Source organism: Pseudomonas parafulva (assembly GCF_002021815.1).
GTDB lineage: Bacteria > Pseudomonadota > Gammaproteobacteria > Pseudomonadales > Pseudomonadaceae > Aquipseudomonas > Aquipseudomonas parafulva_B.
This window is the reverse complement of record NZ_CP019952.1, coordinates 2,339,756-2,363,775: the sequence shown is the minus strand read 5'-3', so window position 1 is coordinate 2,363,775 and position 24,020 is coordinate 2,339,756. Positions and strand designations below refer to the sequence as shown.

22 protein-coding genes are annotated in these 24,020 nt (G+C 62.1%); 9 read left to right on the top strand and 13 right to left on the bottom strand.

Annotated features, from left to right (window positions below; translation table 11 throughout):
* The first annotated feature begins 117 nt into the window (after window positions 1-117).
* Window positions 118-2,664, top strand: coding sequence for an HWE histidine kinase domain-containing protein (locus B2J77_RS10700; RefSeq protein WP_078478606.1), 2,547 nt, complete (start codon window positions 118-120; stop codon window positions 2,662-2,664).
* A 130-nt stretch (window positions 2,665-2,794) separates the two neighbouring features.
* Here B2J77_RS10700 and B2J77_RS10695 read toward each other — a convergent pair whose 3' ends face one another.
* Window positions 2,795-4,438: an acetolactate synthase large subunit gene (locus tag B2J77_RS10695; protein ID WP_058604990.1), complete on the bottom strand. Its 1,644-nt coding sequence runs from the start codon at window positions 4,436-4,438 to the stop codon at window positions 2,795-2,797.
* A 168-nt stretch (window positions 4,439-4,606) separates the two neighbouring features.
* Here B2J77_RS10695 and B2J77_RS10690 point away from each other — a divergent pair, with 168 nt between their 5' ends.
* From B2J77_RS10690 to B2J77_RS10670, 5 genes are all read left to right on the top strand, one after another.
* A complete protein-coding gene (locus B2J77_RS10690; protein ID WP_058604991.1) occupies window positions 4,607-5,488 on the top strand; it encodes a LysR family transcriptional regulator in 882 nt (293 codons plus the stop codon).
* A gap of 159 nt (window positions 5,489-5,647) precedes the next feature.
* Window positions 5,648-6,832 (top strand): MFS transporter, encoded by a 1,185-nt coding sequence (locus B2J77_RS10685; protein ID WP_178091303.1) that lies wholly within the window; start codon window positions 5,648-5,650, stop codon window positions 6,830-6,832.
* 79 nt (window positions 6,833-6,911) lie between these two features.
* On the top strand, window positions 6,912-7,763 hold the full coding sequence (locus B2J77_RS10680) for a LysR family transcriptional regulator (protein WP_058637734.1): 852 nt from the start codon (window positions 6,912-6,914) through the stop codon (window positions 7,761-7,763).
* Window positions 7,764-7,857: 94 nt separating this feature from the next.
* Window positions 7,858-8,853 carry an aldo/keto reductase gene (locus B2J77_RS10675; protein ID WP_058637735.1) on the top strand — a complete coding sequence of 332 codons (996 nt, stop codon included), beginning with the start codon at window positions 7,858-7,860 and terminating at the stop codon, window positions 8,851-8,853.
* A gap of 122 nt (window positions 8,854-8,975) precedes the next feature.
* The gene (locus tag B2J77_RS10670) at window positions 8,976-9,926 is read left to right on the top strand and encodes an endonuclease (RefSeq protein WP_058637736.1); all 951 of its coding nucleotides are present in this window, start codon (window positions 8,976-8,978) and stop codon (window positions 9,924-9,926) included.
* Window positions 9,927-9,950: 24 nt separating this feature from the next.
* On the opposite strand, the gene B2J77_RS10665 is transcribed toward B2J77_RS10670, so the two are convergent.
* From B2J77_RS10665 to B2J77_RS10630, 8 genes are all read right to left on the bottom strand, one after another.
* On the bottom strand, window positions 9,951-10,913 hold the full coding sequence (locus B2J77_RS10665) for a 2-hydroxyacid dehydrogenase (protein WP_058637737.1): 963 nt from the start codon (window positions 10,911-10,913) through the stop codon (window positions 9,951-9,953).
* Complete coding sequence (locus tag B2J77_RS10660) at window positions 10,910-12,214, bottom strand: MFS transporter (RefSeq protein WP_078478605.1); 1,305 nt, start codon at window positions 12,212-12,214, stop codon at window positions 10,910-10,912. The genes B2J77_RS10665 and B2J77_RS10660 overlap by 4 nt, the downstream gene beginning before the upstream one ends.
* Before the next feature lie 43 nt (window positions 12,215-12,257).
* Window positions 12,258-13,223, bottom strand: coding sequence for a sugar kinase (locus B2J77_RS10655; protein WP_058637739.1), 966 nt, complete (start codon window positions 13,221-13,223; stop codon window positions 12,258-12,260).
* On the bottom strand, window positions 13,216-14,004 hold the full coding sequence (locus tag B2J77_RS10650; RefSeq protein ID WP_078478604.1) for a sugar phosphate isomerase/epimerase family protein: 789 nt from the start codon (window positions 14,002-14,004) through the stop codon (window positions 13,216-13,218). The genes B2J77_RS10655 and B2J77_RS10650 overlap by 8 nt, the downstream gene beginning before the upstream one ends.
* Before the next feature lie 74 nt (window positions 14,005-14,078).
* Window positions 14,079-15,098, bottom strand: coding sequence for a LacI family DNA-binding transcriptional regulator (locus B2J77_RS10645; protein WP_078478603.1), 1,020 nt, complete (start codon window positions 15,096-15,098; stop codon window positions 14,079-14,081).
* A gap of 176 nt (window positions 15,099-15,274) precedes the next feature.
* Window positions 15,275-16,576, bottom strand: a complete 1,302-nt coding sequence (locus tag B2J77_RS10640; protein ID WP_078478602.1) for a cytochrome c — start codon at window positions 16,574-16,576, stop codon at window positions 15,275-15,277.
* Between the two features lie 12 nt (window positions 16,577-16,588).
* Window positions 16,589-18,373: a GMC family oxidoreductase gene (locus tag B2J77_RS10635; RefSeq protein WP_058637743.1), complete on the bottom strand. Its 1,785-nt coding sequence runs from the start codon at window positions 18,371-18,373 to the stop codon at window positions 16,589-16,591.
* A gap of 3 nt (window positions 18,374-18,376) precedes the next feature.
* Window positions 18,377-19,120: a gluconate 2-dehydrogenase subunit 3 family protein gene (locus tag B2J77_RS10630; RefSeq protein WP_078478601.1), complete on the bottom strand. Its 744-nt coding sequence runs from the start codon at window positions 19,118-19,120 to the stop codon at window positions 18,377-18,379.
* 171 nt (window positions 19,121-19,291) lie between these two features.
* Here B2J77_RS10630 and alkB point away from each other — a divergent pair, with 171 nt between their 5' ends.
* On the top strand, window positions 19,292-19,939 hold the full coding sequence (alkB, locus tag B2J77_RS10625) for a DNA oxidative demethylase AlkB (protein ID WP_058605003.1): 648 nt from the start codon (window positions 19,292-19,294) through the stop codon (window positions 19,937-19,939).
* A 142-nt stretch (window positions 19,940-20,081) separates the two neighbouring features.
* Complete coding sequence (locus B2J77_RS10620; protein ID WP_049695925.1) at window positions 20,082-20,369, top strand: hypothetical protein; 288 nt, start codon at window positions 20,082-20,084, stop codon at window positions 20,367-20,369.
* 33 nt (window positions 20,370-20,402) lie between these two features.
* Here B2J77_RS10620 and B2J77_RS10615 read toward each other — a convergent pair whose 3' ends face one another.
* The 4 genes from B2J77_RS10615 to B2J77_RS10600 form a co-directional block, all read right to left on the bottom strand.
* Window positions 20,403-20,663: a DUF1652 domain-containing protein gene (locus B2J77_RS10615; RefSeq protein WP_058605004.1), complete on the bottom strand. Its 261-nt coding sequence runs from the start codon at window positions 20,661-20,663 to the stop codon at window positions 20,403-20,405.
* A gap of 217 nt (window positions 20,664-20,880) precedes the next feature.
* Complete coding sequence (locus B2J77_RS10610; RefSeq protein WP_078478600.1) at window positions 20,881-21,744, bottom strand: pirin family protein; 864 nt, start codon at window positions 21,742-21,744, stop codon at window positions 20,881-20,883.
* Window positions 21,745-21,789: 45 nt separating this feature from the next.
* Entirely contained in the window at window positions 21,790-22,710 is a 921-nt protein-coding gene (locus tag B2J77_RS10605; RefSeq protein WP_078479420.1) for an alpha/beta fold hydrolase, read from the bottom strand.
* Window positions 22,711-22,730: 20 nt separating this feature from the next.
* The gene (locus B2J77_RS10600; protein ID WP_058637746.1) at window positions 22,731-23,354 is read right to left on the bottom strand and encodes a LysE family translocator; all 624 of its coding nucleotides are present in this window, start codon (window positions 23,352-23,354) and stop codon (window positions 22,731-22,733) included.
* A gap of 134 nt (window positions 23,355-23,488) precedes the next feature.
* Here B2J77_RS10600 and B2J77_RS10595 point away from each other — a divergent pair, with 134 nt between their 5' ends.
* Window positions 23,489-23,968, top strand: a complete 480-nt coding sequence (locus tag B2J77_RS10595; RefSeq protein WP_058605007.1) for a GNAT family N-acetyltransferase — start codon at window positions 23,489-23,491, stop codon at window positions 23,966-23,968.
* Window positions 23,969-24,020: the final 52 nt, after the last annotated feature.

Below are 24,020 nucleotides of genomic sequence, written 5' to 3'. Positions count from 1 at the left end.
CGGCACCCACAAAACTGCTATCCGGGGCACTCACCGGCTTTGCCGTACGCGGGTGTACTGCTAGGCTGACGGCGGCGGCCGCGCAGGCAGCCTCTACATCATCTACAGGCATGGCTAATGACCCTCGACCCACAGGTAAACCTGAGTAATTGCGACCGCGAACCCATTCAGATTCCTGGCAGCATCCAGCCCCATGGCTGCTTGCTGGCCTGCGACGCCACCGCAACCGTGATCTTGCGCCACTCGGTCAATGCGCCGCAGTTACTGGGGGCGGCGCTGCCACTCAATGGCCTTAAACTCGATGACGTGATTGGCGGGGAGCTCGCCCATACCTTGCGCAATGCCCTGGCCCGGGTACGCGAAGGCTCGCGCCCGGCGTTGAGCTTTGCAGTCGCCCTGCCCGATGGCAGGCGTGTGGATGTATCGGCGCACCGCTTCAAGGGCAGCACCATCCTGGAATTCGAGCCTGCCGGCCAAAACGTTGCGGAACCCATCGAGCTCGCCCGCACATTGATCGCGCAGTTGCGTGAAATCGACCAGACCGACCGCCTGTTCCGCGATGCCGCACGGTTTGTCCGTGCAGTACTGGGCTACGACCGGGTGATGATCTACCAACTGGGCACCGATGGCGCCGGCAAAGTGATTGCCGAGGCCAAGCGCAGTACGCTGGAGAGCTTCCTGGGGCAGTATTTTCCCGCTTCGGACATCCCGCAGCAGGCACGCGCCTTGTACCTGCGCAACCCGATCCGGGTCATCCCGGACGTGCAGTTCGAGGCAGTTGCCCTGGAGCCTGTGCTGGACCCTTCGGGCGAGCCATTGGACCTGTCCTATGCGCACCTGCGCAGCGTCTCCCCAATCCACTGCGAATACCTGCAGAACATGGGCGTGGGTGCCACCATGTCCATCTCGATCATTGTCAATGGCGCGCTGTGGGGGTTGATTGCCTGCCACCACTATTCACCGCGCAACCTGACCATGGGCCGGCGAGTGGCGGCCGAGATGTTCGGCGAGTTCTTTGCCCTGCACATCGAAACATTGCGCAGCCGGCAACAACTCGAAGCGGCCGTGCAGGTGCACGACACGCTCGACCTCATGCTGCGCGATGCCAACCATGCCGCCGACATGCACAGCTTCTTCGAAGACCGGCTGCCAAGGCTGATGTCGCTGATCCCGTGCGATGGCATCGGCATCTCGCTGCAAGGGCGTTGGTCGAGTGCCGGTAGCGTTCCGCCCCGAACCTGCGTGCCTGAATTGTTGCGCTTTGCCGAGAGCGTGGCCGAGGCCAGAACATGGGCATCGAATAGCCTGTCCCAGGCCCATCCGGCGGCCCAGGCCTACTTCAGCGACGTATCGGGCGTGCTGCTCATCCCCATTTCGCAGCGCCCGCAGGACTACATCATGTTCTTTCGCAAGGAAGTGGTGCAGACCCTCGACTGGGCGGGCGACCCCAACAAGACCTATACCAGTGGCGCGATGGGCGACCGGCTGACGCCGCGCACGAGTTTTTCCATATGGAAACAGACCGTGCACCAGCAATCTGCGCCCTGGTCGGAGCAGGATCGGCAGTTCGGAGACGCCATTCGGACTGCCATCGTCGAGGTGTTGCTGCACAACAGCGAACTGCTGGCCAGCGAGCGCTCCAAGGCCGAGGTTCGCCAGCGAGTACTCAATGAGGAGCTCAACCACAGGGTCAAGAATATCCTGTCACTGATTGGTGCACTGGTCGCCCATCCCACGGCCGAGGGCCAGACGCTCAAGGGTTACGTGAACACCCTGCAAGGCCGCATCCAGGCCCTGTCGCTGGCCCACGACCAGGTCGTGCGGGGTGACGGTGGTGGGCGCCTGGCGATGTTGCTCGATGCCGAGTTGTCGCCTTATCGCACGGCGATTGCCGACATCGTTATGCAAGGCCCCAACGTAATTCTCGATGCCAGGGCCTACTCGGTAATGGCCCTGGTGCTGCACGAACTGGCGACCAATGCCGCCAAGTACGGTGCGCTGTCATGCCCAGGGGGGCGGCTGTGCGTCAGCTGGGCAATCGACGCTGCGGGCGCCTGCGCCATTATCTGGCAGGAAAGCGGTGGCCCGCCGGTGCAGGTGCCCAGGCGTCGAGGTTTCGGGTCGGTCCTCATCGAGCGCAGCATCCCGTTCGATCTGGGCGGTACCAGTAGCGTGGAATACTACCCTGAAGGGGTTCAGGGCTTGTTCACGCTGCCAGCCCGGCACCTGGCGGTCGCGGAATCCGAGCCTGCGCCTGCTGCTGCCTCGCCCCTGATCGATTCGACAGAGGCATTCGCCGCACGACCTGGCCTGAGCGTGATGATTCTGGAGGATCAGTTGGTCATTGCCATCGGCCTCGAGCAAATACTCAACGATGCCCAAATCGAGCACGTCATCACGGCCAGTTCCGAACAGGAAGCCTTGCAGATATTGGAGCGGCACTCACCCGACGCCGCCATTCTCGATGTGAACCTGGGAAGAGGTACGTCCATTGCCGTGGCCGAGGCATTGGTACGTCGGCGCATCCCTTTCCTGTTCGCAACCGGTTATGGCGATGGCATCAGTATTCCCGCGCACTTGAAGCACATTCCGGTCACGCGCAAACCCTATGACATGAGTACCATCGTGATGAGCCTTCGTGGCCTGCTTGAACCCCAGGACTGAAGACGCTCAAAGCACGGCGGCCATTGCGGCCGCCGCATACAGCGGGAGATTACATCTTCACCGCCTGTTGCATCTGGTCGATGCAACAGGATGAACGACTCAGCGATCAGCCACAGCGTGTGGGTACGCTTCAGATCGCCAGCGCTCGCTCACGCAGCTCGCTGTTGAGAATGCGGTCGTTTTCGCTGTAGTCGACCGGGCAGTCGATCACATGAACGCCTGGGGTAGTGATGCAGTGCTCCAGCAGTGGCAACAGGCCCTCAGCGCTTTCGACACGGTGGCCGGTGGCGCCGTAGGCTTCGGCGTACTTGACGAAGTCTGGGTTGCCATAGTCCAGGCCGAAGTCGGTGAAGCCCATGTTGGCCTGCTTCCAGCGGATCATGCCGTAGCCATCGTCACGCAGAATCACCACGGTGATGTGCATGCCCAGGCGCACTGCGGTTTCCAGTTCCTGGCTGTTCATCATGAAGCCGCCGTCGCCGCACACCGAAATCACCGGGCGGTCCGGATAGACCAGGTGCGAGGCCATGGCCGACGGCAAGCCGGCACCCATGGTCGCCAGGGCGTTGTCCAGCAGCACGGTGTTGGGCTTGTGCGCCTTGTAGTTGCGGGCAAACCAGATCTTGTAGATGCCGTTGTCCAGGGCCACGATGCCCTCGGAAGGCAGTACACGGCGGATATCGGCCACCAGGCGCTGTGGATAGACCGGGAAGCGGTCGTCGTCGCCGCCTTCGGCAATCTGCGCCTCGTTGGCTTCACGAATGGCCATCAGGCGGGTGAAGTCCCAGTGCGCGGTGTCGGTCAGTTGTTCGCTGATCTGCCACACGGCGTTGGCGATGTCGCCGATCACTTCCACCTGAGGGAAGTACACGGCATCGACTTCGGCGGAGCGGAAGCTGATGTGGATGACTTCGGTGCCGCCACGGACCATGAAGAACGGCGGCTTCTCGATCACGTCGTGGCCGATGTTGATGATCAGGTCGGCCGCTTCGATCGCACGGTGCACGAAATCACCGGACGACAACGCCGCGTTGCCCAGGAAGCGCGGGTGACGCTCGTCGACCACGCCCTTGCCCATCTGGGTGGTGATGAACGGGATGCCGGTCTTGTCGATCAGCTGCTTGAGCACCTTGGCCGTCATCTTGCGGTTGGCACCGGCACCGATCACCAGAATCGGGCTGCGAGCCTTTTGCAGTTTTTCCACCGCCGCTTCGATGGCCACGTGCTCGGCCAGCGGACGACGGTGCAGGCTGCGCGGAATAGGCAGGGCGTCGGTCTGCTCGGCGGCGATGTCTTCAGGCAGTTCCAGGTGCACGGCACCCGGCTTTTCTTCCTCGGCCAGGCGGAAGGCTTCGCGCATGCGGGCCGGGATGTTGTCGGCCGAGGCGAACTGGTGGGTGTACTTGGTGATGGGGTCCATCATGCCGCACACGTCGATGATCTGGAAACGGCCCTGCTTGGACTTCTTGATCGGCTTCTGCCCGGTGATCATCATCATCGGCATGCCGCCCAGGTAGGCATAGGCGCTGGCGGTGACCAGGTTGGTGGCGCCAGGGCCCAGGGTGGAGAGGCTGACGCCGGTCTTGCCGGTCAGGCGACCGTAGGTGGCAGCCATGAAGCCTGCAGACTGTTCATGGCGGGTCAGTACCAGCTTGATCTTCGACTTGCGCAGGGATTCGAGCAGGTCGAGGTTTTCTTCACCGGGAATGCCGAACACATACTCGACACCTTCGTTTTCCAGGCATTGCACAACGACATCGGCGGCCTTGGCCATTTAATGTACTACCTCAAGGTCCAGGGAGGATGCAGCCAGCTGGCTGCGTGACGGAGATGTTGCAGGATGTCTCAGTGCCGCGCATCGTAGGCCTTGGCGTTAATAATAGTAAATATATTGTTATGATGCTGAGCATCACAAAACGTTATCAATTCTGGAATGCCCTAAATGAATCTCAAGGCGCTGCGTTGTTGCGTCGAAATCGTCCGCCAAGGCAGCTTCACCAAGGCCGCTCAGCACCTGCATATCGCCCAGCCTGCGCTGAGCATGGCCGTGACCCGCCTTGAAGAAGAACTGGGCGTCAGTTTGTTCAACCGCACCACGCGCAAGGTGGTACTGACCGTGGAAGGCGAGCAATTTCTGCCCCGCATCGCATCAGCCTTGCGGGAGATGGACGTGGCCCGCCAGGCACTGCGTGACATGGCCGACCTCAAGCGCGGCGAAGTGCGGCTGGGGATCCCGCCCATGTTCGGCCTGCACTATGTGCCCGGGTTGATGAACGCCTTTCGCAGGCTTTATCCCGGCATCGCCATGACCGTGTTCGAGGGCAGCGCCGAAGACATTGGCCAGCGCCTAGAGCAACGAGAAATCGACCTGGCGCTGCTCGAGTCCCGCCGCGTGCCCGCGGATAAGGAATCGATCCTGTTGGGCAGCGACGAGATGCTGGCCTGCATGCACCCGGATCACCCCTACGCCGGCAAGGCAAGCCTGACTGCCGAAGACCTGCGCAGCACCGACATGGTGGTGTTCGACCGTACATTCGTGCAGCGCCAGTTGCTCGACGCCTTCTTTGCCGAACACGGCATTACCTACCAAGTGGCATTGCAGAGCAATTTCGTTTCGTTGGTGGTCCAGGCTGCACTGGACAACATGGGCGTGGCCACATTGCTGCGCTCCGTGCAATTACGAACGCCAGGTATCGTCGGTGTGCCGTTCGAGCCTGCCCAGCAGATGAGTTTCCGGCTGTGCTGGCGGTCGGGTGAGTACCTGTCGCTGGCCAGCCAGCGCTTCATCGACTTTGCCGGACAGAGTCAATATCTAGATCGCTAACGCTATGGAGTACATCTGTACTCCACCTCGCATTCGCCCTACTTTTGCGCCCGTTAGAAGACCGCTGGTTGCGTCGGCGAGCGAGTCGGCGCGGCTCGACGCACCGTTCGCGTTGCCATTATCATCCCTTGAACGTTTCAGCATGTTTCAAGGAGCCAGATGTCAGTTTTAGAACCCTCCCCGTTGCCCAGCAAAAGCACGGTCGTAAAAATGGAAGCCGCCATGGCGCTGGGCAGCTTCGCCATTGGCACCGGTGAGTTCGCCATCATGGGCCTGATGCCGGATATCGCCAGTAACCTGAACCTGAGCGAACCTCAGGTCGGACATGCCATCAGCGCCTACGCGCTGGGGGTCATGGTGGGCGCACCCACCTTGGCCATCCTTGGCGCCAAGATCCTGCGCAAGCACATGCTGCTGTTGCTGATGGGCCTGTACGCGCTGGGTAACCTGGCCACCGCCTTCGCACCTTCATTCGGCGGGCTGATCGCGTTTCGCTTTATCAGCGGCCTGCCCCACGGTGCGTACTTTGGCATTGCCGCAGTCGTGGCCTCCAGCATGGTGGCCAACAACCAGCGCGCAGGCGCCGTGGCTCGGGTCATGATGGGGCTTACCTTGGCCATGTTGCTGGGCAACCCGATCGCCACCTTTCTGGGCCAGTACTTTGGCTGGCGTTCGGCGTTCGTGCTGGTCGGGCTGATTGCCGTGTGCACCATCGCCATGGTGTGGCGCTTCGTGCCCCAGCGTCATGATGAGGTGCGCAGTGACCCGCGCAAGGAGCTCAAGGCCTTCACCTTGCCCCAGGTCTGGATGGCGCTGGGCATTGCGTCCATCGGCTTTGCCGGGATGTTCTGCGTGTTCAGCTACCTGGCCCCGACCATGCTCGAAGTGACCCGCGTGGCGCCGCAGTGGATTCCGTTCGGCCTGGCAGCCTTCGGCGTGGGCGGCATTGTCGGCAATATCGTCGGCGGCAAATTGTTCGACCGCTTGCAGTTCCGCGCCGTGGGGCTGGTGCTGGCGTGGTCGGTGTTGGTCCTGCTGTTCTTCACCTTTGCCGCCGCGAACCTGTGGAGCCTGCTGCTGGGCATCGGCCTGGTGGGTACCATGATCGCCCTGGCAGCGCCCTTGCAAATCCGCCTGATGGACATCGCTCACGAAGCCCCAAGCCTTGCAGCGGCCTCGAACCATGCCGCCTTCAACTTGGCCAACGCCCTGGGCCCATGGTTGGGAGGCATGGCGATCACGGCGGGGTTGGGCTGGACCAGTACAGGTTACATCGGCGCTGCCATGGCGCTGCTGGGGCTGGGGCTCTATGTTGTCGCACGGCGCATGAAAGGCGGCGCTTGAGCCAAGGCTACATTCCCGCACGGGCTGGTATCCAAGACGGTGTCTGGCCCTCTCAGACCTATAACTGCCGAGCCCGCTCATGTTCGATTGGGAAGACTTACGCCATTTCTCGACCTTCTGCGCGACCGGGTCGCTGTCTGCCGCCGCCAGGGTACTGTCAGTCGACCACGCTACCGTCGCTCGGCGGATCGCATCTCTCGAGGCTTCGCTCAACCTGAAGCTGGTCGACCGCCGCGCACGGGCCTATGTGCTCACCGAGGATGGCGAGCGCGTGGGCGAGTTGGCCGGTCAGATGGCCGCATCGTCCTTCGCCCTCGAACACTTTGCCAGCGCCGGTCAACAAACGGTAGAAGGTGAAGTGATCCTCTCGGCACCGCCCGCCTTGCTGGGCAGCATCATCGCAAGGCGCCTGGGGGATCTTTACAAGCACTACCCCCAACTGCGCCTGCGGCTGGTGGGCAGCAAATCTCGGGCATCCCTGGCCAGGCGCGAGGCCGACATCAGCATCGTCCTGTCACGGCCCACCGAGCCGACCCTGGTGGTCAGCCTGCTCGGGCACCTGGACTATCGTTTGTATGCCAGTGCCGATTACCAAGCCAGCGGTTCGGCACGCCGGTACATTGGTTATGACGCCTCCCAGGCCCATTCACCGCAGCAACAGTGGCTCAACCGCCAGGCGGGCGAGCAACCCTTCGCCTTGCTGAGCAACGACTTGCGCATCCAGGCCCAGGCCTGTGCCGGAAGTATAGGCATCGCTTGCCTGCCCGCCTTCATGGCCCATGAGCACGGGTTGACCGTGGCTGGCCAGCCTGAGCAGACCATCAGCATCGAGATCTGGCTGGCGGTGCATGAAGACGTGCGCGCCACGCCGCGGATAAAGGCAGTGACCGATTTCCTGCACCAGCAGATCAAGCCCCTGTTGCGCTTGTGAATTCCTGCAGGTCCCACTTGCAGCAACACGGAATTTGCCCGCATGGCCAACGCGGGTACGCTGCACCTATTCAAAGGCTGACGAGGACACACTGATGCAATACGTGAAATTGGGTACCACCGGGTTGGACATTTCCAGGTTGTGCCTGGGCTGCATGACCTTCGGCGAGCCGGATGCCGGCACGCACCCCTGGACACTGGGCGAAGACGCGAGCAGGCCCATCATTCGCCATGCCGTCGAGCAGGGCATCAACTTTTTCGACACGGCCAATAGCTATTCCGCGGGCACCTCAGAGGTGATCCTCGGCAAACTGCTCAAGGAATTCACCCGGCGTGACGAGACGGTGATCGCCACCAAGGTTTTCTACCCGGCCAACATGTGGCAGGGCGCCAGCCGTCCCAATGAGCAAGGGTTGTCGCGCAAGGCGATCATGACCAGTATCGACGCCAGCCTGTCGCGTTTGGGCACCGACTACGTCGACCTGTACCAGATCCACCGCTGGGACTACACCACTCCCATCGAAGAAACCATGGAAGCGCTCAATGACGTGGTCAGGGCGGGCAAGGCCCGCTATATCGGCGCTTCGTCGATGTATGCCTGGCAATTTGCCAAGGCGCAGCAGGTGGCCACCAGCAACGGCTGGAGCCGTTTCGTGTCGATGCAGAACTTTTTGAACCTGCTGTACCGTGAAGAAGAGCGCGAAATGATTCCCCTGTGCCTGGATCAGGGCGTCGGGCTCATGCCCTGGAGCCCCATGGCACGTGGTCGCCTGACCCGCCCCAACGGGCAGCAGACCGAACGGACCCGCACCGATCTGTCCGGGCAGTCATTCTTCGAGAAAACCGAGGCGCAAGACGGACGCGTCATCGACGTGGTCGAACAGATTGCCCAGGAGCGTGGCGTGCCGATGGCCCAAGTGGCGCTTGCCTGGGTACTGGGCAAGCAAGGGGTCAGCTCGCCCATCGTCGGTGCGTCCAAGCCCGCGCACCTGGACGACGCCTTGGCCGCCATCGACCTGCGCCTGACGGCTGAGGAGACCGCTCGACTCGAGGCACCCTACGTGCCCCATGCAGTCACGGGTTTCAAATAGCATCACGCCTTCCCTGCGACCATTGGCCACCCGTTTTCCTACGCGTGGTGGTCAATGCGTGCTGTCTGCTCTGGGTAGAAGTACTACAATGCACGCCCCAGTAATCTGCGTGTTGTTTACCCATGAAATCATTGCGTTACGCCCTTCATCTACTTCTGATTCTAAGTAGCCCTGCCTGGGCAAACCCGCCCTCCACTTTTGCTGAAGCCAAGGTCGTGGCCAAGCAGCAGGTCTACATGGACCAGGACAAGAGCGCCATGGGCGAGCTGTATTGCGGCTGCCAGTGGACATGGGTAGGCAAGTCAGGCGGACGGATCGACGCGGCTTCGTGTGGCTACCAGACCCGCAAACAGCAAAACCGCGCCGAGCGCACCGAGTGGGAGCACATCGTGCCGGCCCATACCTTCGGCAACCAACGCCAGTGCTGGAAAAACGGCGGCCGGGAGCACTGTGTGGACAGCGACCCGGTATTCCGCGCCATGGAGGCCGACCTCTTCAACCTCTACCCTGCCGTGGGTGAGGTCAACGGTGACCGCAGCAATTTCAACTACGGCATGGTCAGTGGCAACCAGGGCGAATATGGCCAGTGCACGACCAAGGTGGATTTTGCCCAGCGCGCGGCCGAGCCCAGAGATGAAGTCAAGGGCCTGGTCGCCCGTACCACGTTCTACATGTTCGATCGCTACCGCCTGAACATGTCTCGCCAACAGCAACAGCTGCTGATGGCATGGGACCGCCAGCACCCCGTTTCAGCCTGGGAAAAAGAGCGCGACAGACGCATTTCCGCCATCATGGGCCACGCCAACCCGTTCGTCACGGGCGAACGCAAGTGGACCCTGAACTACACCCCAACGGGCGATGGCGTGCAGCCAGCGCTGGCGGCGCCTGCCCGTACCACCGTAGCAAGCCAAGCCCCCGTGGGCGCCGTACTGGGCAACCGCAACAGCCACGTGTATCACTTGTCTGTCGGGTGCCCGGGCTATCACCAGGTCGCGCCCAAGAACCAGGTCGCCTTCGCGACCGAGGTAGAAGCCCAGGCAGCGGGCTACCGCAAAGCCGGCAACTGCCGCTGATCAACCATCCTCAGCGGCGGCGCATCAGCCGTTGACCGCGTTGGCTGGGCGTCTACCCGCTAGCGCGGCGAGCATGTTGTCCACGGCGCAACGCGCCATCGCTTGCCGGGTGTCTTCGGTGGCCGAACCTATGTGCGGGGTAGCCACCACGTTAGCCAGCCGCAGCAAAGGCGAGTCGACCGCCAATGGCTCCTGAACGAACACATCCAGGCCCGCGCCGCGGATGCGCCGTGTTTCGAGGGCATCGATCAGCGCCTGTTCGTCCACGACACGCCCTCGGGAGATATTGATCAGGATGGCCGCAGGTTTCATAAGCGCCAGTTCCTTGCGCCCGATCAGCCCCTCGGTAGCTGCGCTCAACGGGACGGTGAGGCAGACGAAATCTGCCTGCGCCAATAGCGCGTCCAGCGCAACGCGTCTGGCCCCGTAGCGGGCCTCGACGTCAGGCTTGGGTCGCTGGCTGTGGTAGATCACCTGCATGCCGAAACCCGCGGCCGCCCGCCGCGCCAGTGCTTCGCCGATACGCCCCATGCCGACGATGCCCAGCGTCTTGCCGTGTACGTCGCTGCCGAACTGCGCAGGGCCAAGGCTTGATTGCCAATGACCATCGCGCACCCAGTTGGCCAGTTCCACCACCCGCCTGGCCGTGGCCAGGATCAGTGCGAAGCCAGTGTCGGCCGTGGTTTCGGTCAACACATCGGGCGTATTCGTGAGCACGATGCCGCGTCGATCAAGGTCGGTGATGTCGTAGTTGTCCACACCCACCGACACACTGGAAATGACCTCAAGCTCGGGCGCCAGGTCGAGCAGGCTGGCATCCAGGCGCAAACTGGCGCCTAGCAGGCCGTGGGCGCCGGGCAGCGCATCACGCAAGCGGGCCATCCCATCGGGGCGGGCCAGGTCGACGGTGGTGACCTCTGCCGCGGCCTGAAGGCGCGCGAGCAAGTCGTGGGACAACGCCTTGTACAACACGATGCGTTTTTTCATGTTGGGTTCCTGAAGGGGGTGGCCGGACGCAGGCAAGGCGTCTTGGCGCGCCCGGAGGTGGTTGAGTTGTTCAGCGCTGCGGTCAGGGCAACGGCACACACCAGCGCGCCACACATGAACAGGTACGACGCTGCGGGACTACCCGTGGCGCCGTTGAGGTATCCCACCAGCCACGAGCCACCGAATGAGCCCAGCGCGCCCATGCTGTTGATCAAGGCCATGGCGCCACCGGCCACGTTGGCCGGCAGAATCTCGGGCACGATTGCGAAGAACGGACCGTAGGGGGCATACATGCAGGCCCCGGCGACCACCAGCAGGGCGTACGACAACCAGAAGTGTTCGGTCCCCAATGCGTAGGAGCCGTAGAAAGCGAGCGCCGCCACCAGCAGCGGTGGCCACACGAAGCGCTTGCGCCGTTGCATCCGATCAGAGGCCCAGGAGACGCCCACCATGGCGATCACCGCCGCCAGGTAAGGCACCGAGGCCAGCCAGCCGGCCTCGACGATGTCGACGTTGGCCGCCTGCTTGAGGATCGAGGGCAGCCACAGCACGAAGCCATATACGCCAATGCTCCAGCAGAAATACTGCAGTGACAGGATGATCACCTGCGGCGAGCGAAACGCCTCACGGTAGTTCTTGACCGGCTTGATGCCCTGCTGCTCTGCTGCCAGTGCCTGTTGCAGATCATTTTTCTCCTGCTCGCTCAGCCAGGAAACCTGCGCAGGCCGGTCATCGACCAGGCGCCACCAGCAAAACGCCCAGATCACCGCCGGCAAGCCTTCGATGATGAACATCCAGCGCCAGTCGAAATGCTTGATCAGGTAGCCCGATACCACCGACATCCACAGGATGGTCACTGGGTTGCCCAGCATCAGGAAGGTGTTGGCACGCGAGCGTTCCGCACGGGTGAACCAATGGCACAGGTAGACCAGCATGGCCGGCATCACCGCCGCCTCCACCACGCCCAGCAGAAAACGGATGCCGATCAACATGTACACGTTGCTGACCATGCCGGTCAGCGTGGCCAGCCCACCCCACAGGATCAGGCAGACGAAGATAAGCTTCTTGACGCTGCGCTTTTCGGCATAGATAGCACCCGGCACCTGGAAGAAGAAGTAGCCCAGAAAGAACAGCGCACCCAGTAGTGAGGACAGCATAGGGGTGATGTGCAGGTCTTCGGCCATGCCCGATGCTGCTGCGAAGCCGTAGTTGGCACGGTCCAGGTAGGCAAGGCTGTAGGTGATGAACACGATGGGGATGATGTACCACCAGCGGCGTGGCGCCAGGCTTGTACGTTTCATGGTGAGTTTCTCCTGAGCTTGTTGTTTTTGTGCGACAGGTGATTCAGGCCGTGCGTATTTCAGGGTTATGTGGGAATTCGTATGCCGTCAGGTCCTGCCGGCGCGGCAAGCCCTCCATGTCACCGCGCGACTGCACGGCGCGGCTGCCGCACCAATTGCCACGGGCAACGGCGTGCTCGACGGGCTGGCCTTCGAGCAAGGCGCTGAGCACCCCGACGGCGAAAGCATCGCCAGCGCCCACGGTGTCGACCACCCATGGCGCGGGTACGGCCGCGACCTGGCCCTCGTCGTTGGCGCTGCGGTAATAGGCGCCCGCCTCGCCCAGCTTGATCACCACCAGGTCCACACCAAGGTCCAGGTAAAAGCCGGCGATCTCGGCAGGTGTCTGACGACCCGTGAGCAGACGCCCCTCCTCCAGCCCCGGCAACACCCAGTTGGCCTGGGCAGCAATGGCGTTGATCTCCTCGATCATGCGCTGCTTGTCGGGCCATAGCGTCGGGCGCAGGTTGGGGTCGAATGAGATGGTGCGACCGGCTGTGCGCATCTGGCTGACCAACGCCTGGGCCAGCGTCCGACAGCCATCCGACAGCGCCAGCGGAATGCCGGTTACATGCAGGTGGCCCGCGCTCAGCCAGGCAGGATCCAGCATCGAAGCACTCATGTGGCTGGCTGCCGAGCCACGCCGGAAATACTCGACGACCGGATCACTGCCGTCATCGCAGCGCGCCTTCAGTTGAAAACCCGTAGGATGAGTGGGGTCAACCTGCACATCCGCGCAGTCGAGCCCTTCTGCACGCAAGCTATCGAGCACGAAGCGCCCCAGCGAGTCGTTGCCTACCCGGCTGATCCAGCGCACCCCAAAGCCAAGCCGCGACAACCCGATGGCGACATTGCTGTCGGCGCCGGCAATGCGTTTGCCGAACCGCCCGACCTGTGCAAGATCCCCCACATCGTCGGCCACGAACATGGCCATGGTCTCGCCGAAGCACAACACGTCATGATCAGGCATGGCTCAGCTCCCGTGCGTGATGGCGCGCACCCAGTGCGGACAGTTGACGTACATGGCTGCGCGTTACGGTCAACAAGTCTTCGCCGAGCAGCGGGTATTCGACCGCGCGTACCACCCCAGGTGTGAAATGGGCCAGTATCTGCTGCCAGTGCTCAAGGTCGGGCGCCTGAGGTGCCGCGGCAGCCAAGCGCCCGGTGGCATGGCGTATCACTGCCTTGCAATGCACGTACTCCACCCAACGTCCAAGCCGGTTGGCGGCCTCCAGCACAGGCTCGTCCAGCCACTGCCAGTTGCCGATGTCGAACGTCATGCCGACGCGCACACCGCATGCCTGTGCCTGTTCGAAGAAACACACAAGCGGCGCTATCCGCCCACCGTGCTCAGTCTGATCGTTCTCGACCAGCAATACCGGGCCGTCCTCGGACAGCAGCGCCCGTAATGCCCGCATGTCGACGTCAGCTCGGTACTGCCCCAAGGACACCTTGACCGCCACAGCCCCAAGTGCCTTGGCGATGCGCAGCTTGGCCTTCAACTCGGGCGCGAGGACCCCTTGGGCGCACCAGAGCTCTAGCGGCGTGGAGTACAGACATTGCAGCCCTGCACCGGCGATGAATGCACCCAGGGCAGTCGGGTCGGGCTGGCATGGGAACAACTCCTCACGTAACTCCACGCGGCTTGCCCCGGCGCTGGCCAGCAGATCGATGAACTGCTCCTGGCCGCGGTGTCGGACGAAGTCTGCGCCGTAGCTGGACAGGCTGATGGAAACAGGATTTGCATGCATTGTTATTGTCCTATGAAACCGGTTTCATTTTTAAGCGGCAGGCATCGCGGGCAAGGCCCAGGCCGCCGTTGTGTTCAGCGTGGGTGGGTGGAACCTCGTATGATCAGCGACGCTTTGAAATCGATGCGCCGGGCGACGCCTTGTTCACCGTGCAGGCGACTGAGCAAGTGTTCGAAGGCTGCCATACCGATGCGTTCGGTGGGCTGCTCCAGGGCCGTGATGCCGTTGCCAACCAAGGGATACCAGTCAAGGTCGTCCAATGCGATCACCCCGACCTCACCGAACAGCGCATGCCCGGCCTCGCGCAATGCGGTGGTCACCGCCAGCGTCGCAACGCCATTGAGGGTGAAAAGTGCCTTGGGACGGGTGCCGTCGCTCCCCAGGAAGCGGGTGAGCGCTTGCGACAGTTCAGGGCCGGTTGGCACCACCTGGCACTGCATGTCAGCACGGGTTTGGACAAGGGCTGTCAACGCCTGGACGCGCTCGGCTCGCGAGCTGGTACCGTCCAGCGGCTCGGTAATGGCGAGAATGTTTCGGTAACCACGGGCGTGTAGATGCTCGATACCCTGCTGCATCGCGTGCGCATTGTCCAGGCCGACCAGGTCGGCGTTGAGCTCAGGCAACTGCCGGTCGACCAGCACGATGGGCAGGTCGCGCATGACGGTAAGCAACTCACCCGGGTGGTGGCCCAGGGTGTTCACGATCAGTCCTTCCACGTTGTAAGACTGCAAGGCGCGCAGGTGGTGGCGCTCTTGCTCGTCATCGCGGTTGGTGTTGCACACGACCAGGCTGTAGCCATGCTGGCGGCACGCCGTCTCCACGCCATGCATAACGGCGACCGAATAGGGGTTGAGAATATCGGCGACCAACATGCCGATCAGCCGTGTCTGCCCGCGCTTGAGCCCGCGCGCCATCTGGTTCGGCCGATAGCCAAGCTGCTCGATCACCTCGCCCAGGCGCTGGGCAGTGGCATCGGCCAGCAATTGGCGATCGCCCCCGATGTACCGGGAAACGGTGGCCTTCGAGACGCCTGCGACACGGGCCACCTCGCTGATGGTGACACGGTCGCGCACTGGCGCGGGTGCTGGGCTCATGATGGGACCTTATGGTTGTTGTGATCATGATGAAACCGGTTTCACTAGAACAAAAACACCTGTGCGCGTCAATCCACCGTTGATCGGGAATCCTCCGTGCCGCTTGTTTCCGGGTAGATACCGTCTTGACCCTCACCTCGCAAGCGCGATTTGAGGGTCGACCGGCTTGCCGGATTTTAATGCTCAGTCACCTGCCCCAGGTCATCACCCGATGTCTGCTTCATGTCGCTCGTGCGCAGCTTTTTCACCGCCTTGACCTCGATAGGCTCCCCCTGGTTACCCCAACTGGTGCGGATGAAGTTGACCACGTCAGTCACCTCCTGATCGCTCAGGCGCCAGCCATAGGCCGGCATGGTGAAGGTCGAGGGCGCAGTGCGGGTCGCAGGCAGGGTCCCGCCCTTGAGGATCAAATGGATCAACGAGGTAGCATCCTGGGTCTGCACCACCGGGTTACCGGCAAGCGCTGGAAAGACGCGCGTGTATCCCTTGCCATCGGTACGGTGGCAGGCGGCGCAATTGTCGATATACACCCCAGCCCCAGGCTTGCTGTCGTCGCCCTTCCACAGCGCATCCGCTACTTGCCGGTCATAGACGTGGGGCGTGTCATTCGGATTGCTGGGCGGCAAGGTCTTCAAGTAGCGCGCGATGGCCGTCAGGTCGGCGTCGCTCATGTACTGCATGCTGTGCTCCACCACATCGCTCATGCCACCGAACACGGCACTGGTGTCACTGCGGCCAGTCTTGAGAAACTGCACCAGTTGCGCCTCGCTCCAACTGCCCAGGCCATCCTTGTGATCGCCTCGCAGATTCTTCGCCACCCAACCTTCGAGCGGCGCGCTGCCGGCCAGGAAGGCATCGCCCTCCTCTGCACTTAACGCTTTTTCCTGCATGGTCAGTGCCCTTGGGGTATGGCAGGCACCGCAGTGGCCCAGGCCTTCGACCAGGTAAGCTCCGCGATCAACCACCGGATCCCGCTCGGGCAATGGCTGCCAGGGTTCAGGGTCCGGGGCGAATACACCGCGCCAGATCGACAACGGCCAACGCATGCTCAAGGGCCAAGGAATGTCCGTGTCCTTGTTCGGCTCCTGCACGGGGGCCACGCCTTTCATGAAGTAGGCGTACAACGCCTGCATGTCGGGTTCGGTCAACCGGGCATAGGACGGGTATGGCATGGCCGGGTACAGCGTACTGCCATCCTTGCGGACCCCATGGCGCAGGGCACGGTCGAAATCTTCGAAACTGTAATGACCAATGCCCTCGGATGAAGGGGTGATGTTGGTAGAGTAAATCGTGCCGATCGGCGTTTCCATCGGCAGTCCACCTGCGAACGGCTTGCCGTCTTTGGCCGTGTGGCACGCCACGCAGTCCCCTGCCCGCGCCAGGTACTCACCCTGGCTGATCAGCGCCGGCTCGTCCTGCGCTGCCTGGGCCGTCATGCCTACACCGATCAGGACGGTGGCGATCAACATTCTGTTCATGCTCATCGCTCCTTACACCGCCACCAGGGGGCCGGGATTCTTCAGGTACCGTTCACGAATGGCCCGCGCCGACCAGTAGGTCAGCGCAGCGACCAGGCCGGTCGGGTTGTAGCCAAGCCCCTGCGGGAATGCCGAGGCCCCAGGCACGAACACGTTGTGCACATCCCAGCACTGCAAATAGCGGTTCAAGGCGCTGGTTTTAGGGTCAGTCCCCATGATCGCCCCACCGTTGAGGTGAGTGGTCTGGTAGGTGGCAGTATTGAAATGCTCGTTCACTTGCTTGCCCAGCACCGCAATGGCCTTGGGGTTCATGGCCTTGGCGATGGCGCTGAGCTTGCCGACCATGAACTGATTCATGCGGATGTCGTTTTCCTGCCAATCGAAGGTCATGCGCAGCAGCGGCAGGCCATAGGCATCACGGTAGGTTGGGTCCAGGTCCAGGTAATTGCCGCGGTAAGACTGGTGCGCGCCGTGCGCATCCATGGAGATCTGATGGGTGTAGTAGTCGGCCGTGGCCTTTTTCCAGGCACTGCCCCAGGCGGGGGTGCCCGGGGGGTTGCCTACACCTGCAATGGGCCGTGTCCCTGCCTGGTTGACCCACATCGGTGAGCCACCGACGAAGCCGTGGGGGCCATGGTCGAAATTGTCGGCGTTGAAGTCGTCGATCGCCACGCCATTGCCACCGGCGCCGATGAAGTTGTTGGTGTGCAAGTCCTTGTCGAAGAAGGCCTTGACGGTGCCCATGTTCTGATAGGCGAAATTGCGCCCGACCACACCCTCATTCTTGACCGGGTCGTAGGGCTTGCCGATGCCAGAAAGCAGCATCAGGCGGACATTGTTGAACTGAAAGGCCGACAGGATCACCAGGTCAGCTGGCTGTTCGACTTCACGGCCTTGGGCGTCGATATAGGTCACGCCGGTCGCACGTTGCTTGCTGTCGTCCAAGTTCACCTTCAGCACGTGGGCATTGGGCCTTAGCTCGAAGTGCTCCACCTGGCGCAACGCTGGCAGGATGTTCACGTTGGGCGACGCCTTGGAATACATGTAGCACACGTAGCCGCTGCAGAAGCCGCAGAAGTTGCACGGCCCCATCTGAGCGCCATACGGGTTGGTGTACGGGCCGGATGTGTTGGCCGAGGGCAGGTTGTAAGGGTGATAGCCCAACGACGCGGTGGCCTTCTGGAAAACCTGGGCCGATACCACGTTCTTCTGCGAGGGCAGCGGGAACGGATTGGAGCGGTCTGGGGCAAACGGGTTGCCGCCTTTGCCCTGCCCGACCAGCTCACCCTTGACCGTCCAGGCCTGGCCAGAGGTGCCGAACACCTTCTCGGCAAAGTCGAAGTAGGGTTCCAGTTCTTCGTAGCTGACGCCGAAATCCTGAATGGTCATGTCCTGGGGGATGAACGATTTGCCGTAGCGCTCTTCGTAGTGGCTGCGCATGCGCAGCTCCATCGGGTCGACACGAAAGTGCACCCCCGACCAGTGCAAACCGGCACCGCCCACCCCCTTGCCAGGCAAGAACGCACCCAGCTGGCGGTACGGCAGCGCTACATCGTTGACGGTATGGCGTATGGTCACCGTTTCCTTGGAAAGGTCCACGAACAGTTTCTTGCGCACGCTGTAGGTCAGCTCGTCGATGACTTGCGGATAACTGCCGTCAGGGTACGTGTCCTGCATGGGCCCGCGCTCCAGCGCAACCACGTGCAGGCCGGCCTCGGTTAGCTCCTTGGCCATGATGGCCCCCGTCCAGCCAAAGCCGACGATCACGGCGTCCACCTTCTTCAATGCATTGGCCATGGCTCAGGCCCTCTCGCCGCGAATGGATACAGGGGGAAACGGGTAGCGCTCGTTGCGCTCGGCCCAATCCATGAAGTCGGCGCGCGCTCCGGGAAAGCCGATGAGCTTCCAGCCGACCATGCCCTGGTTGCCGCCGTGCACTGGATCGCAGAAAAAGCCTTCGCGCGTGTTTTGCAGCAGCAGGCTGAAAAATGCCTTGGCCGGCACGTCCTGCAAAGTCAGCTCGCCAGATTCCAGCTGCGCCAGCACCTTGTCCTGCTGCTCGGGGCTGCGCGCGTGGAAGGCTTTGTTACCGTTGGCCAGGCACCATTGGTGAACACCCGCGATACCTAGGCGGTAAATTTGTTGCGGGGTCAGTTGCAATTGATAGCCAAGCTCTGGCGCCGCATCGGCCTTGAACGGACCTTGCATGTACCACAGCCCGCCACTGGCGTAAGCAGTGCCCATCTGGCGGTCGATATACTGCGCAGCGCCGGCCTCGAGGGCCCCAGGCCCTAGCTCGTCGGCTGGAATGAGACGGCTGACCGCTGCTTGGACAAAAGCGAACTCCTCTGGGGTGAAGAACGCAGGATGGTAGGCAGTGGCAGCGGGCTTGGATTCGGGCTGGTCGGGCTGGCGTACCGGCTCGGCCAGTGCGGTGGCACTGCCCAGGCCAATGCCGGTACTGGCCACCGTTACCACTGGTATCAAGGTCAGGGTCTTGCGCAGGAAGTCCCTGCGGGGGTTGTCCGGTACGTGCTCAGACATGTGTAATCCTCATCATCAATCGGCTACCGCGGCCACGGCACGATGAAGACCATTAACAGACGGATGGCGTTCAGAAACGTTTTGAATTAATTGGTGGCTCACCGATAGTGAACACCCATGAACTCCAGCTTTCCTCTGCTGGGTAACAGGCCAACTGGAATACTCAGACTGATGATTCAATCCGATCTGGACCTGTTCGGGGCCCAACCGCAGCACCTGGCACCCTGCACAGTACTGTTGCCAGGCGTCGCGCTGGAAGATGTCGAGCACGTGCTGGATGCGCTTCGCCCGATACTGCGTTGCGCGCCTTGGCGGCACATGCGTACCCCTGGCGGTTTGAACATGGCCGTGGGCCTGACCAACTGCGGCGCACTGGGTTGGATCAGTGACGAACGCGGTTACCGATACAGCCCCGTGGACCCGCTGTCTGGTAGACCCTGGCCGGCGATGCCGCCCGTACTGCTGACCTTGGCCACGCAGTGCGCTGCGCGTGCAGGATTCGAGGGCTTCGTACCGGATGCGTGCCTGATCAATCATTACCAACCAGGTATTCGCCTGAGCCTGCATCAGGACCGCGACGAAAAGGATTTCAGCCAACCCATCGTGTCCCTCTCGTTGGGTTTGCCTGCCGTATTCCTGATGGGTGGATTGCAACGTTCAGACAGAACCCAGCGTATTGCCTTGAATCATGGCGATGTGCTGGTGTGGGGTGGTGAAGACCGTCTACGCTTTCATGGTGTACTGCCCATCAAGCCTGGCGTGCATCCGCGCATGGGCCCGCGCCGCATCAACCTGACGTTTCGCAAGGCAGGCGCCTGAACACCAACGCAATCGAATTGAACGCATGAAGCAGGATTGAACTCCCATGCAGCCTGCAGCCTCCTCACGTTTCTTCCCTAAAGGAGATCGTCATGACACATCGACATGCCCCAGCACGTACCACGGTCAGAGAGCAGCGTCCATGAGAATGCCAGGCCGCGCTCCTAATGCCTCGGTACAACTTGACTACGTCCGCGATACCCTGTTCGGACCCGTGGCGCAAAGTGTCGAGTGCCAGTGCCAGCTCGCACCGCTCAACCTTCAAGGGCGGCCTGCACTGCGCCTGCACATCTGCCCGCCCCTGCCTAACAAGGTGCACCGAGCGCACAGTGTCGCATTCATCTGGGACGGACGCAGTTACCATGGCGTTGTCAGAGACCAGGGCAAGTGCGGCGACGGTGGGCTCAACCTTCTGCTCGAACTGCAGTGACGGCCGGTTAGAAGCGTCGGTTGCGCCGCGCTGTCAGGCCAACTTCTTCGAGTACACGGGAGCGCCGTCGCGCATTGCGTGTAATTGGCCGACCAGATTGACCAGGTCCCTGCTGCTGTTGAGGCTGCTGAGCGGGACATCACAAAGCGTGACGGCTTGTGTCAGATCCTGACCATTTCCAAGGCGGATGGTCAGGTGTGCGCCGTCGGCGCAGCTGATTTCACACCGATCTGGCAAGCAGGCCTGCTCGATCATCTGTCGCAGTTCCAGTGTCGATACGCCTATCAGAGACATGGCAGAGCCCTCTTTGGATTAGCTGTGGGTGAATAGGCCTGGGTGTCAGGCACAGGATCACAGGAAGAGGAACCTGTCGGGGCGCATGCAACGATGCGGTATCGAAGTGCTGGGTTCCATCTGCACCTTAGTTGAAGAACACGCCGAGTGCTGGGTAGTTCGAGCCGTATCGAATCGGTGCGACGGGTGGTGGTTAGCGCCCTTGGACGGTGCGCGTTCAGGGCATCCGGCCAAACTTCCCTGACTTGAACCCTTCGATGGACTCGATGATTTCATCCCGCGTGTTCATCACGAAGGGGCCATATGCCACCACCGGCTCGTCGATAGGCTCGCCGCTCAGCACCAGCACACGAGCGTCCTGCGGGGCTTCAAGCAGCACGTCGGCGCCGTCACGGGCCAATATCGTCACCGAGCACGGGCCAGCCTCACAGACCTGGTTCAGCCGCACACCGCCTTGGAGGCTCACCACTGCAGCCGTGCGGCCTGCCGGGACGGGCAGCACCAGTATGGCGCCGGCCTCAAGGTTCAGGTCCCACACGTCCATTGGCGTGAAAGTGCGAGCCGGGCCGCTCGCGCCTTGATACTCTCCTGCGATCACACGCAGGCTGCCCACGCCCGCACCCAAGTCCACCGTGGGGATATCGGCGCTGGCCAGAGTCTGATAGCCGGCCGGCGCGCGCTTGAACCGGGCCGGAAGGTTCACCCATAGTTGCACCGACTCCAGCACGCCGCCGCTGCGGGCGAACCCACGTGAATGAAACTCTTCATGAACGATACCGTCTGCAGCGGTCATCCACTGAACGTCACCCGGTCCTATGACCCCGCCAGCGCCAGTGGAGTCGCGGTGCTCGAGTTCGCCCTGGTACACGATCGTGACCGTCTCGAAACCCCGGTGTGGGTGAGATCCGACCCCGCGGCGCGCCGAGGTGGAGGCAAAGGTGTGGGGGCCGGCGTAATCGAGAAGCAGAAACGGGCTGGTGCGACTGACGTCGTCGTCATAGGTGAACAGGCTGCGGACCGGAAAGCCATCGCCGACCCAGTGCCCGGCAGGGTTGGAATGAGTATTCAAAATTGTCTTCATCGTGCGCTCCTCAACGTGCGGGTGCCACGATAACGTTGCATCGACTCACGGGCTAGCTACCTGGAACGGCCCAGCGTGTTCTATGGGTAGGACGCTGGATCGGAGGAAAGCCAGCACCTCCTGCGCCGCAGCCTCAGGATTTTCCTGCATGAAACAGTGTCCGCCAGCGACCTGCTGCGCACTGACATGAGGGTTGAGCGCTGCCAGCCGTATCGCCGAGGCCTGTACATAAGGGTAGGTCTGGCTGCCGTACACCACACGCGTCGGCACGCTGATACGCGCCAGGCTCGACCACAGGTGGGACGGATAGCTACTGAAAATGTCCACTTCGCGGCTTGGACGGCACTTGAGTATTACACCCCCTTCGCCTTCGGCGATCGCGTGCGCCACGTAGGCCTGCAATGCCGCGTCGGTCCAGCCTTTGAAAATGCCCCGCCCTTGCAAGGAAGTCATGGCTGAGGGGCGGTCCGGCCAGGTGCTGCGCCTGCCGGCCGTTTTGCGCGCCAGCGCATGGTGCCGATTCAACCCGAAGCAGGCGGCCAGCTTCATCGAAAACAGCATGCGCCGGCTGAAGATCACCGGGTCGAGTAGCACCGCGCGCTCGAACAGCTGCTGCTCATTGGCCAGCAGCAACCCGGTGAGCACTCCACCGAAGCTATGACCGATGGCAAGCCGGGGTACGTTGCCATACTCAGCCACGTGTGCGCTGAAGGCTTCGGCGGCCAGCGCGGCCGTGCGGTTCCAGCCACGGAATGGGCCGCCGTGGTCACTGTCCCCATGCCCCTGGACGTCGCTGAGCCAAAGATCGAAGTGCAGCCCCAGGTGCATCAGCAACGGTTGATAGGCCAGCGAGCAGAACCCGTTGCCGTGCAGAACGTGCAGCAGGGGTCGCCCTGTAGGCTCGCTGCGCCAGCCGCGCAGGGTGAACCCTTCGCTACAGTCGTGGGACCACGGTGTCAGTTGCATGATGGGCGCTGCCTTCTGCATCAAGGGTGAAACGCCGATTCTACAAACAGCAGCGGGTAGAGAGAAATGACCAGCAGTGCAGCCATCAGGACATTGAACAGCATCAGCCAGCGCGGGTTCTGCAGCAGACCGCGCAGCGCACTGCCGAACATGACCCATACCCCCACGCTGGGCAGGTTCACCAAAGCGAACAAGGCGGAGATGACCACCACGTTCGCGACGTAGCCTTGCGCCGGGGTATAGGTGGTTATTGCGCCGATGGCCATGACCCAGGCCTTCGGGTTGACCCATTGGAAAGCAGCCGCAGCCCAGAAGCCAATAGGCTTGGGCTCTGCCGCAGAAGCGGTGCCAACCGGCCCTGAGGTGGCGATTTTCCAAGCCAGGTAAAGCAGATAGCCCGCTCCGGCATAGCGCAGTACGGTGTAGAGCGCAGGCCAGGCCTTGAACACCTCTCCCAGGCCCAGGCCGACGGCAAGCACCATGACCATGAACCCTACGCTGACGCCCAGCGCATGTGGCACCGAGCGGCGCACACCGAAATTCACGCCCGAAGCCAATAGCATGGTGTTGTTGGGCCCAGGAGTGATGGAAGAAACGAATGCGAACAGGACGAAGGCGATCAGCAGGTCGAGCGAGGCGAGCATGACGGGTATTCCACTGGGTTCAGGAAAGGGTTCACACTAGCCCAGTGCACGCTTCACCCTTGCAGTACAGATACAGAGAATTTTGCAGATACACATAGCTGTACCACTCGCAGCCGATAAAGGATAAGCGTTCGATGAGTCTTGTAATTCGCCCTGCCCTACGCACTGACGCCCAACAGATTCTGGATTTCATTACCGAATTGGCCGAGTACGAGCGCGCCCGCGACGAAGTGCTGGCCACTCCCCAGGACATCGAGCGCAGCCTGTTCGACGCAGGCAGCACCGTTCATTGCCTGATGGCCGAACGTGAGGGCCGTGCGATTGGTTTTGCCATTTACTTCTACAGTTACTCGACCTGGCTTGGGCGCAATGGCATCTACCTGGAAGACCTCTACATCACCCCAAACGACCGTGGCGATGGCGCCGGACGTCAGTTGCTCAGGCACATTGCCAAGCAGGCGGTTGCCCAAGGCTGCGGCCGTCTGGAATGGAGTGTGCTGGATTGGAACGAGCCGGCCATTGGGTTTTATGACGCACTAGGGGCGCAACCGCAGAACGAGTGGCTACGGTATCGGCTCGATGGCGAGCGGCTAATCGCCTTCGCTCAGCAATGATCGAGCGCTTACCCGCCTCGCCTGTGCATTTGACGCAGCGCAGCGCTCGTGC

Excerpts from the sequence above, each read along its gene's own strand:
- B2J77_RS10700 (WP_078478606.1), top strand. The coding sequence starts at position 118 with ATGACCCTCGACCCACAGGTAAACCTGAGTAATTGCGACCGCGAACCC.
- B2J77_RS10695 (WP_058604990.1), bottom strand. The coding sequence starts at position 4,438 with ATGGCCAAGGCCGCCGATGTCGTTGTGCAATGCCTGGAAAACGAAGGT.
- B2J77_RS10690 (WP_058604991.1), top strand. The coding sequence starts at position 4,607 with ATGAATCTCAAGGCGCTGCGTTGTTGCGTCGAAATCGTCCGCCAAGGC.
- B2J77_RS10685 (WP_178091303.1), top strand. The coding sequence starts at position 5,648 with ATGTCAGTTTTAGAACCCTCCCCGTTGCCCAGCAAAAGCACGGTCGTA.
- B2J77_RS10680 (WP_058637734.1), top strand. The coding sequence starts at position 6,912 with ATGTTCGATTGGGAAGACTTACGCCATTTCTCGACCTTCTGCGCGACC.
- B2J77_RS10675 (WP_058637735.1), top strand. The coding sequence starts at position 7,858 with ATGCAATACGTGAAATTGGGTACCACCGGGTTGGACATTTCCAGGTTG.
- B2J77_RS10670 (WP_058637736.1), top strand. The coding sequence starts at position 8,976 with ATGAAATCATTGCGTTACGCCCTTCATCTACTTCTGATTCTAAGTAGC.
- B2J77_RS10665 (WP_058637737.1), bottom strand. The coding sequence starts at position 10,913 with ATGAAAAAACGCATCGTGTTGTACAAGGCGTTGTCCCACGACTTGCTC.
- B2J77_RS10660 (WP_078478605.1), bottom strand. The coding sequence starts at position 12,214 with ATGAAACGTACAAGCCTGGCGCCACGCCGCTGGTGGTACATCATCCCC.
- B2J77_RS10655 (WP_058637739.1), bottom strand. The coding sequence starts at position 13,223 with ATGCCTGATCATGACGTGTTGTGCTTCGGCGAGACCATGGCCATGTTC.
- B2J77_RS10650 (WP_078478604.1), bottom strand. The coding sequence starts at position 14,004 with ATGCATGCAAATCCTGTTTCCATCAGCCTGTCCAGCTACGGCGCAGAC.
- B2J77_RS10645 (WP_078478603.1), bottom strand. The coding sequence starts at position 15,098 with ATGAGCCCAGCACCCGCGCCAGTGCGCGACCGTGTCACCATCAGCGAG.
- B2J77_RS10640 (WP_078478602.1), bottom strand. The coding sequence starts at position 16,576 with ATGAACAGAATGTTGATCGCCACCGTCCTGATCGGTGTAGGCATGACG.
- B2J77_RS10635 (WP_058637743.1), bottom strand. The coding sequence starts at position 18,373 with ATGGCCAATGCATTGAAGAAGGTGGACGCCGTGATCGTCGGCTTTGGC.
- B2J77_RS10630 (WP_078478601.1), bottom strand. The coding sequence starts at position 19,120 with ATGTCTGAGCACGTACCGGACAACCCCCGCAGGGACTTCCTGCGCAAG.
- alkB (WP_058605003.1), top strand. The coding sequence starts at position 19,292 with ATGATTCAATCCGATCTGGACCTGTTCGGGGCCCAACCGCAGCACCTG.
- B2J77_RS10620 (WP_049695925.1), top strand. The coding sequence starts at position 20,082 with ATGAGAATGCCAGGCCGCGCTCCTAATGCCTCGGTACAACTTGACTAC.
- B2J77_RS10615 (WP_058605004.1), bottom strand. The coding sequence starts at position 20,663 with ATGTCTCTGATAGGCGTATCGACACTGGAACTGCGACAGATGATCGAG.
- B2J77_RS10610 (WP_078478600.1), bottom strand. The coding sequence starts at position 21,744 with ATGAAGACAATTTTGAATACTCATTCCAACCCTGCCGGGCACTGGGTC.
- B2J77_RS10605 (WP_078479420.1), bottom strand. The coding sequence starts at position 22,710 with ATGCAACTGACACCGTGGTCCCACGACTGTAGCGAAGGGTTCACCCTG.
- B2J77_RS10600 (WP_058637746.1), bottom strand. The coding sequence starts at position 23,354 with ATGCTCGCCTCGCTCGACCTGCTGATCGCCTTCGTCCTGTTCGCATTC.
- B2J77_RS10595 (WP_058605007.1), top strand. The coding sequence starts at position 23,489 with ATGAGTCTTGTAATTCGCCCTGCCCTACGCACTGACGCCCAACAGATT.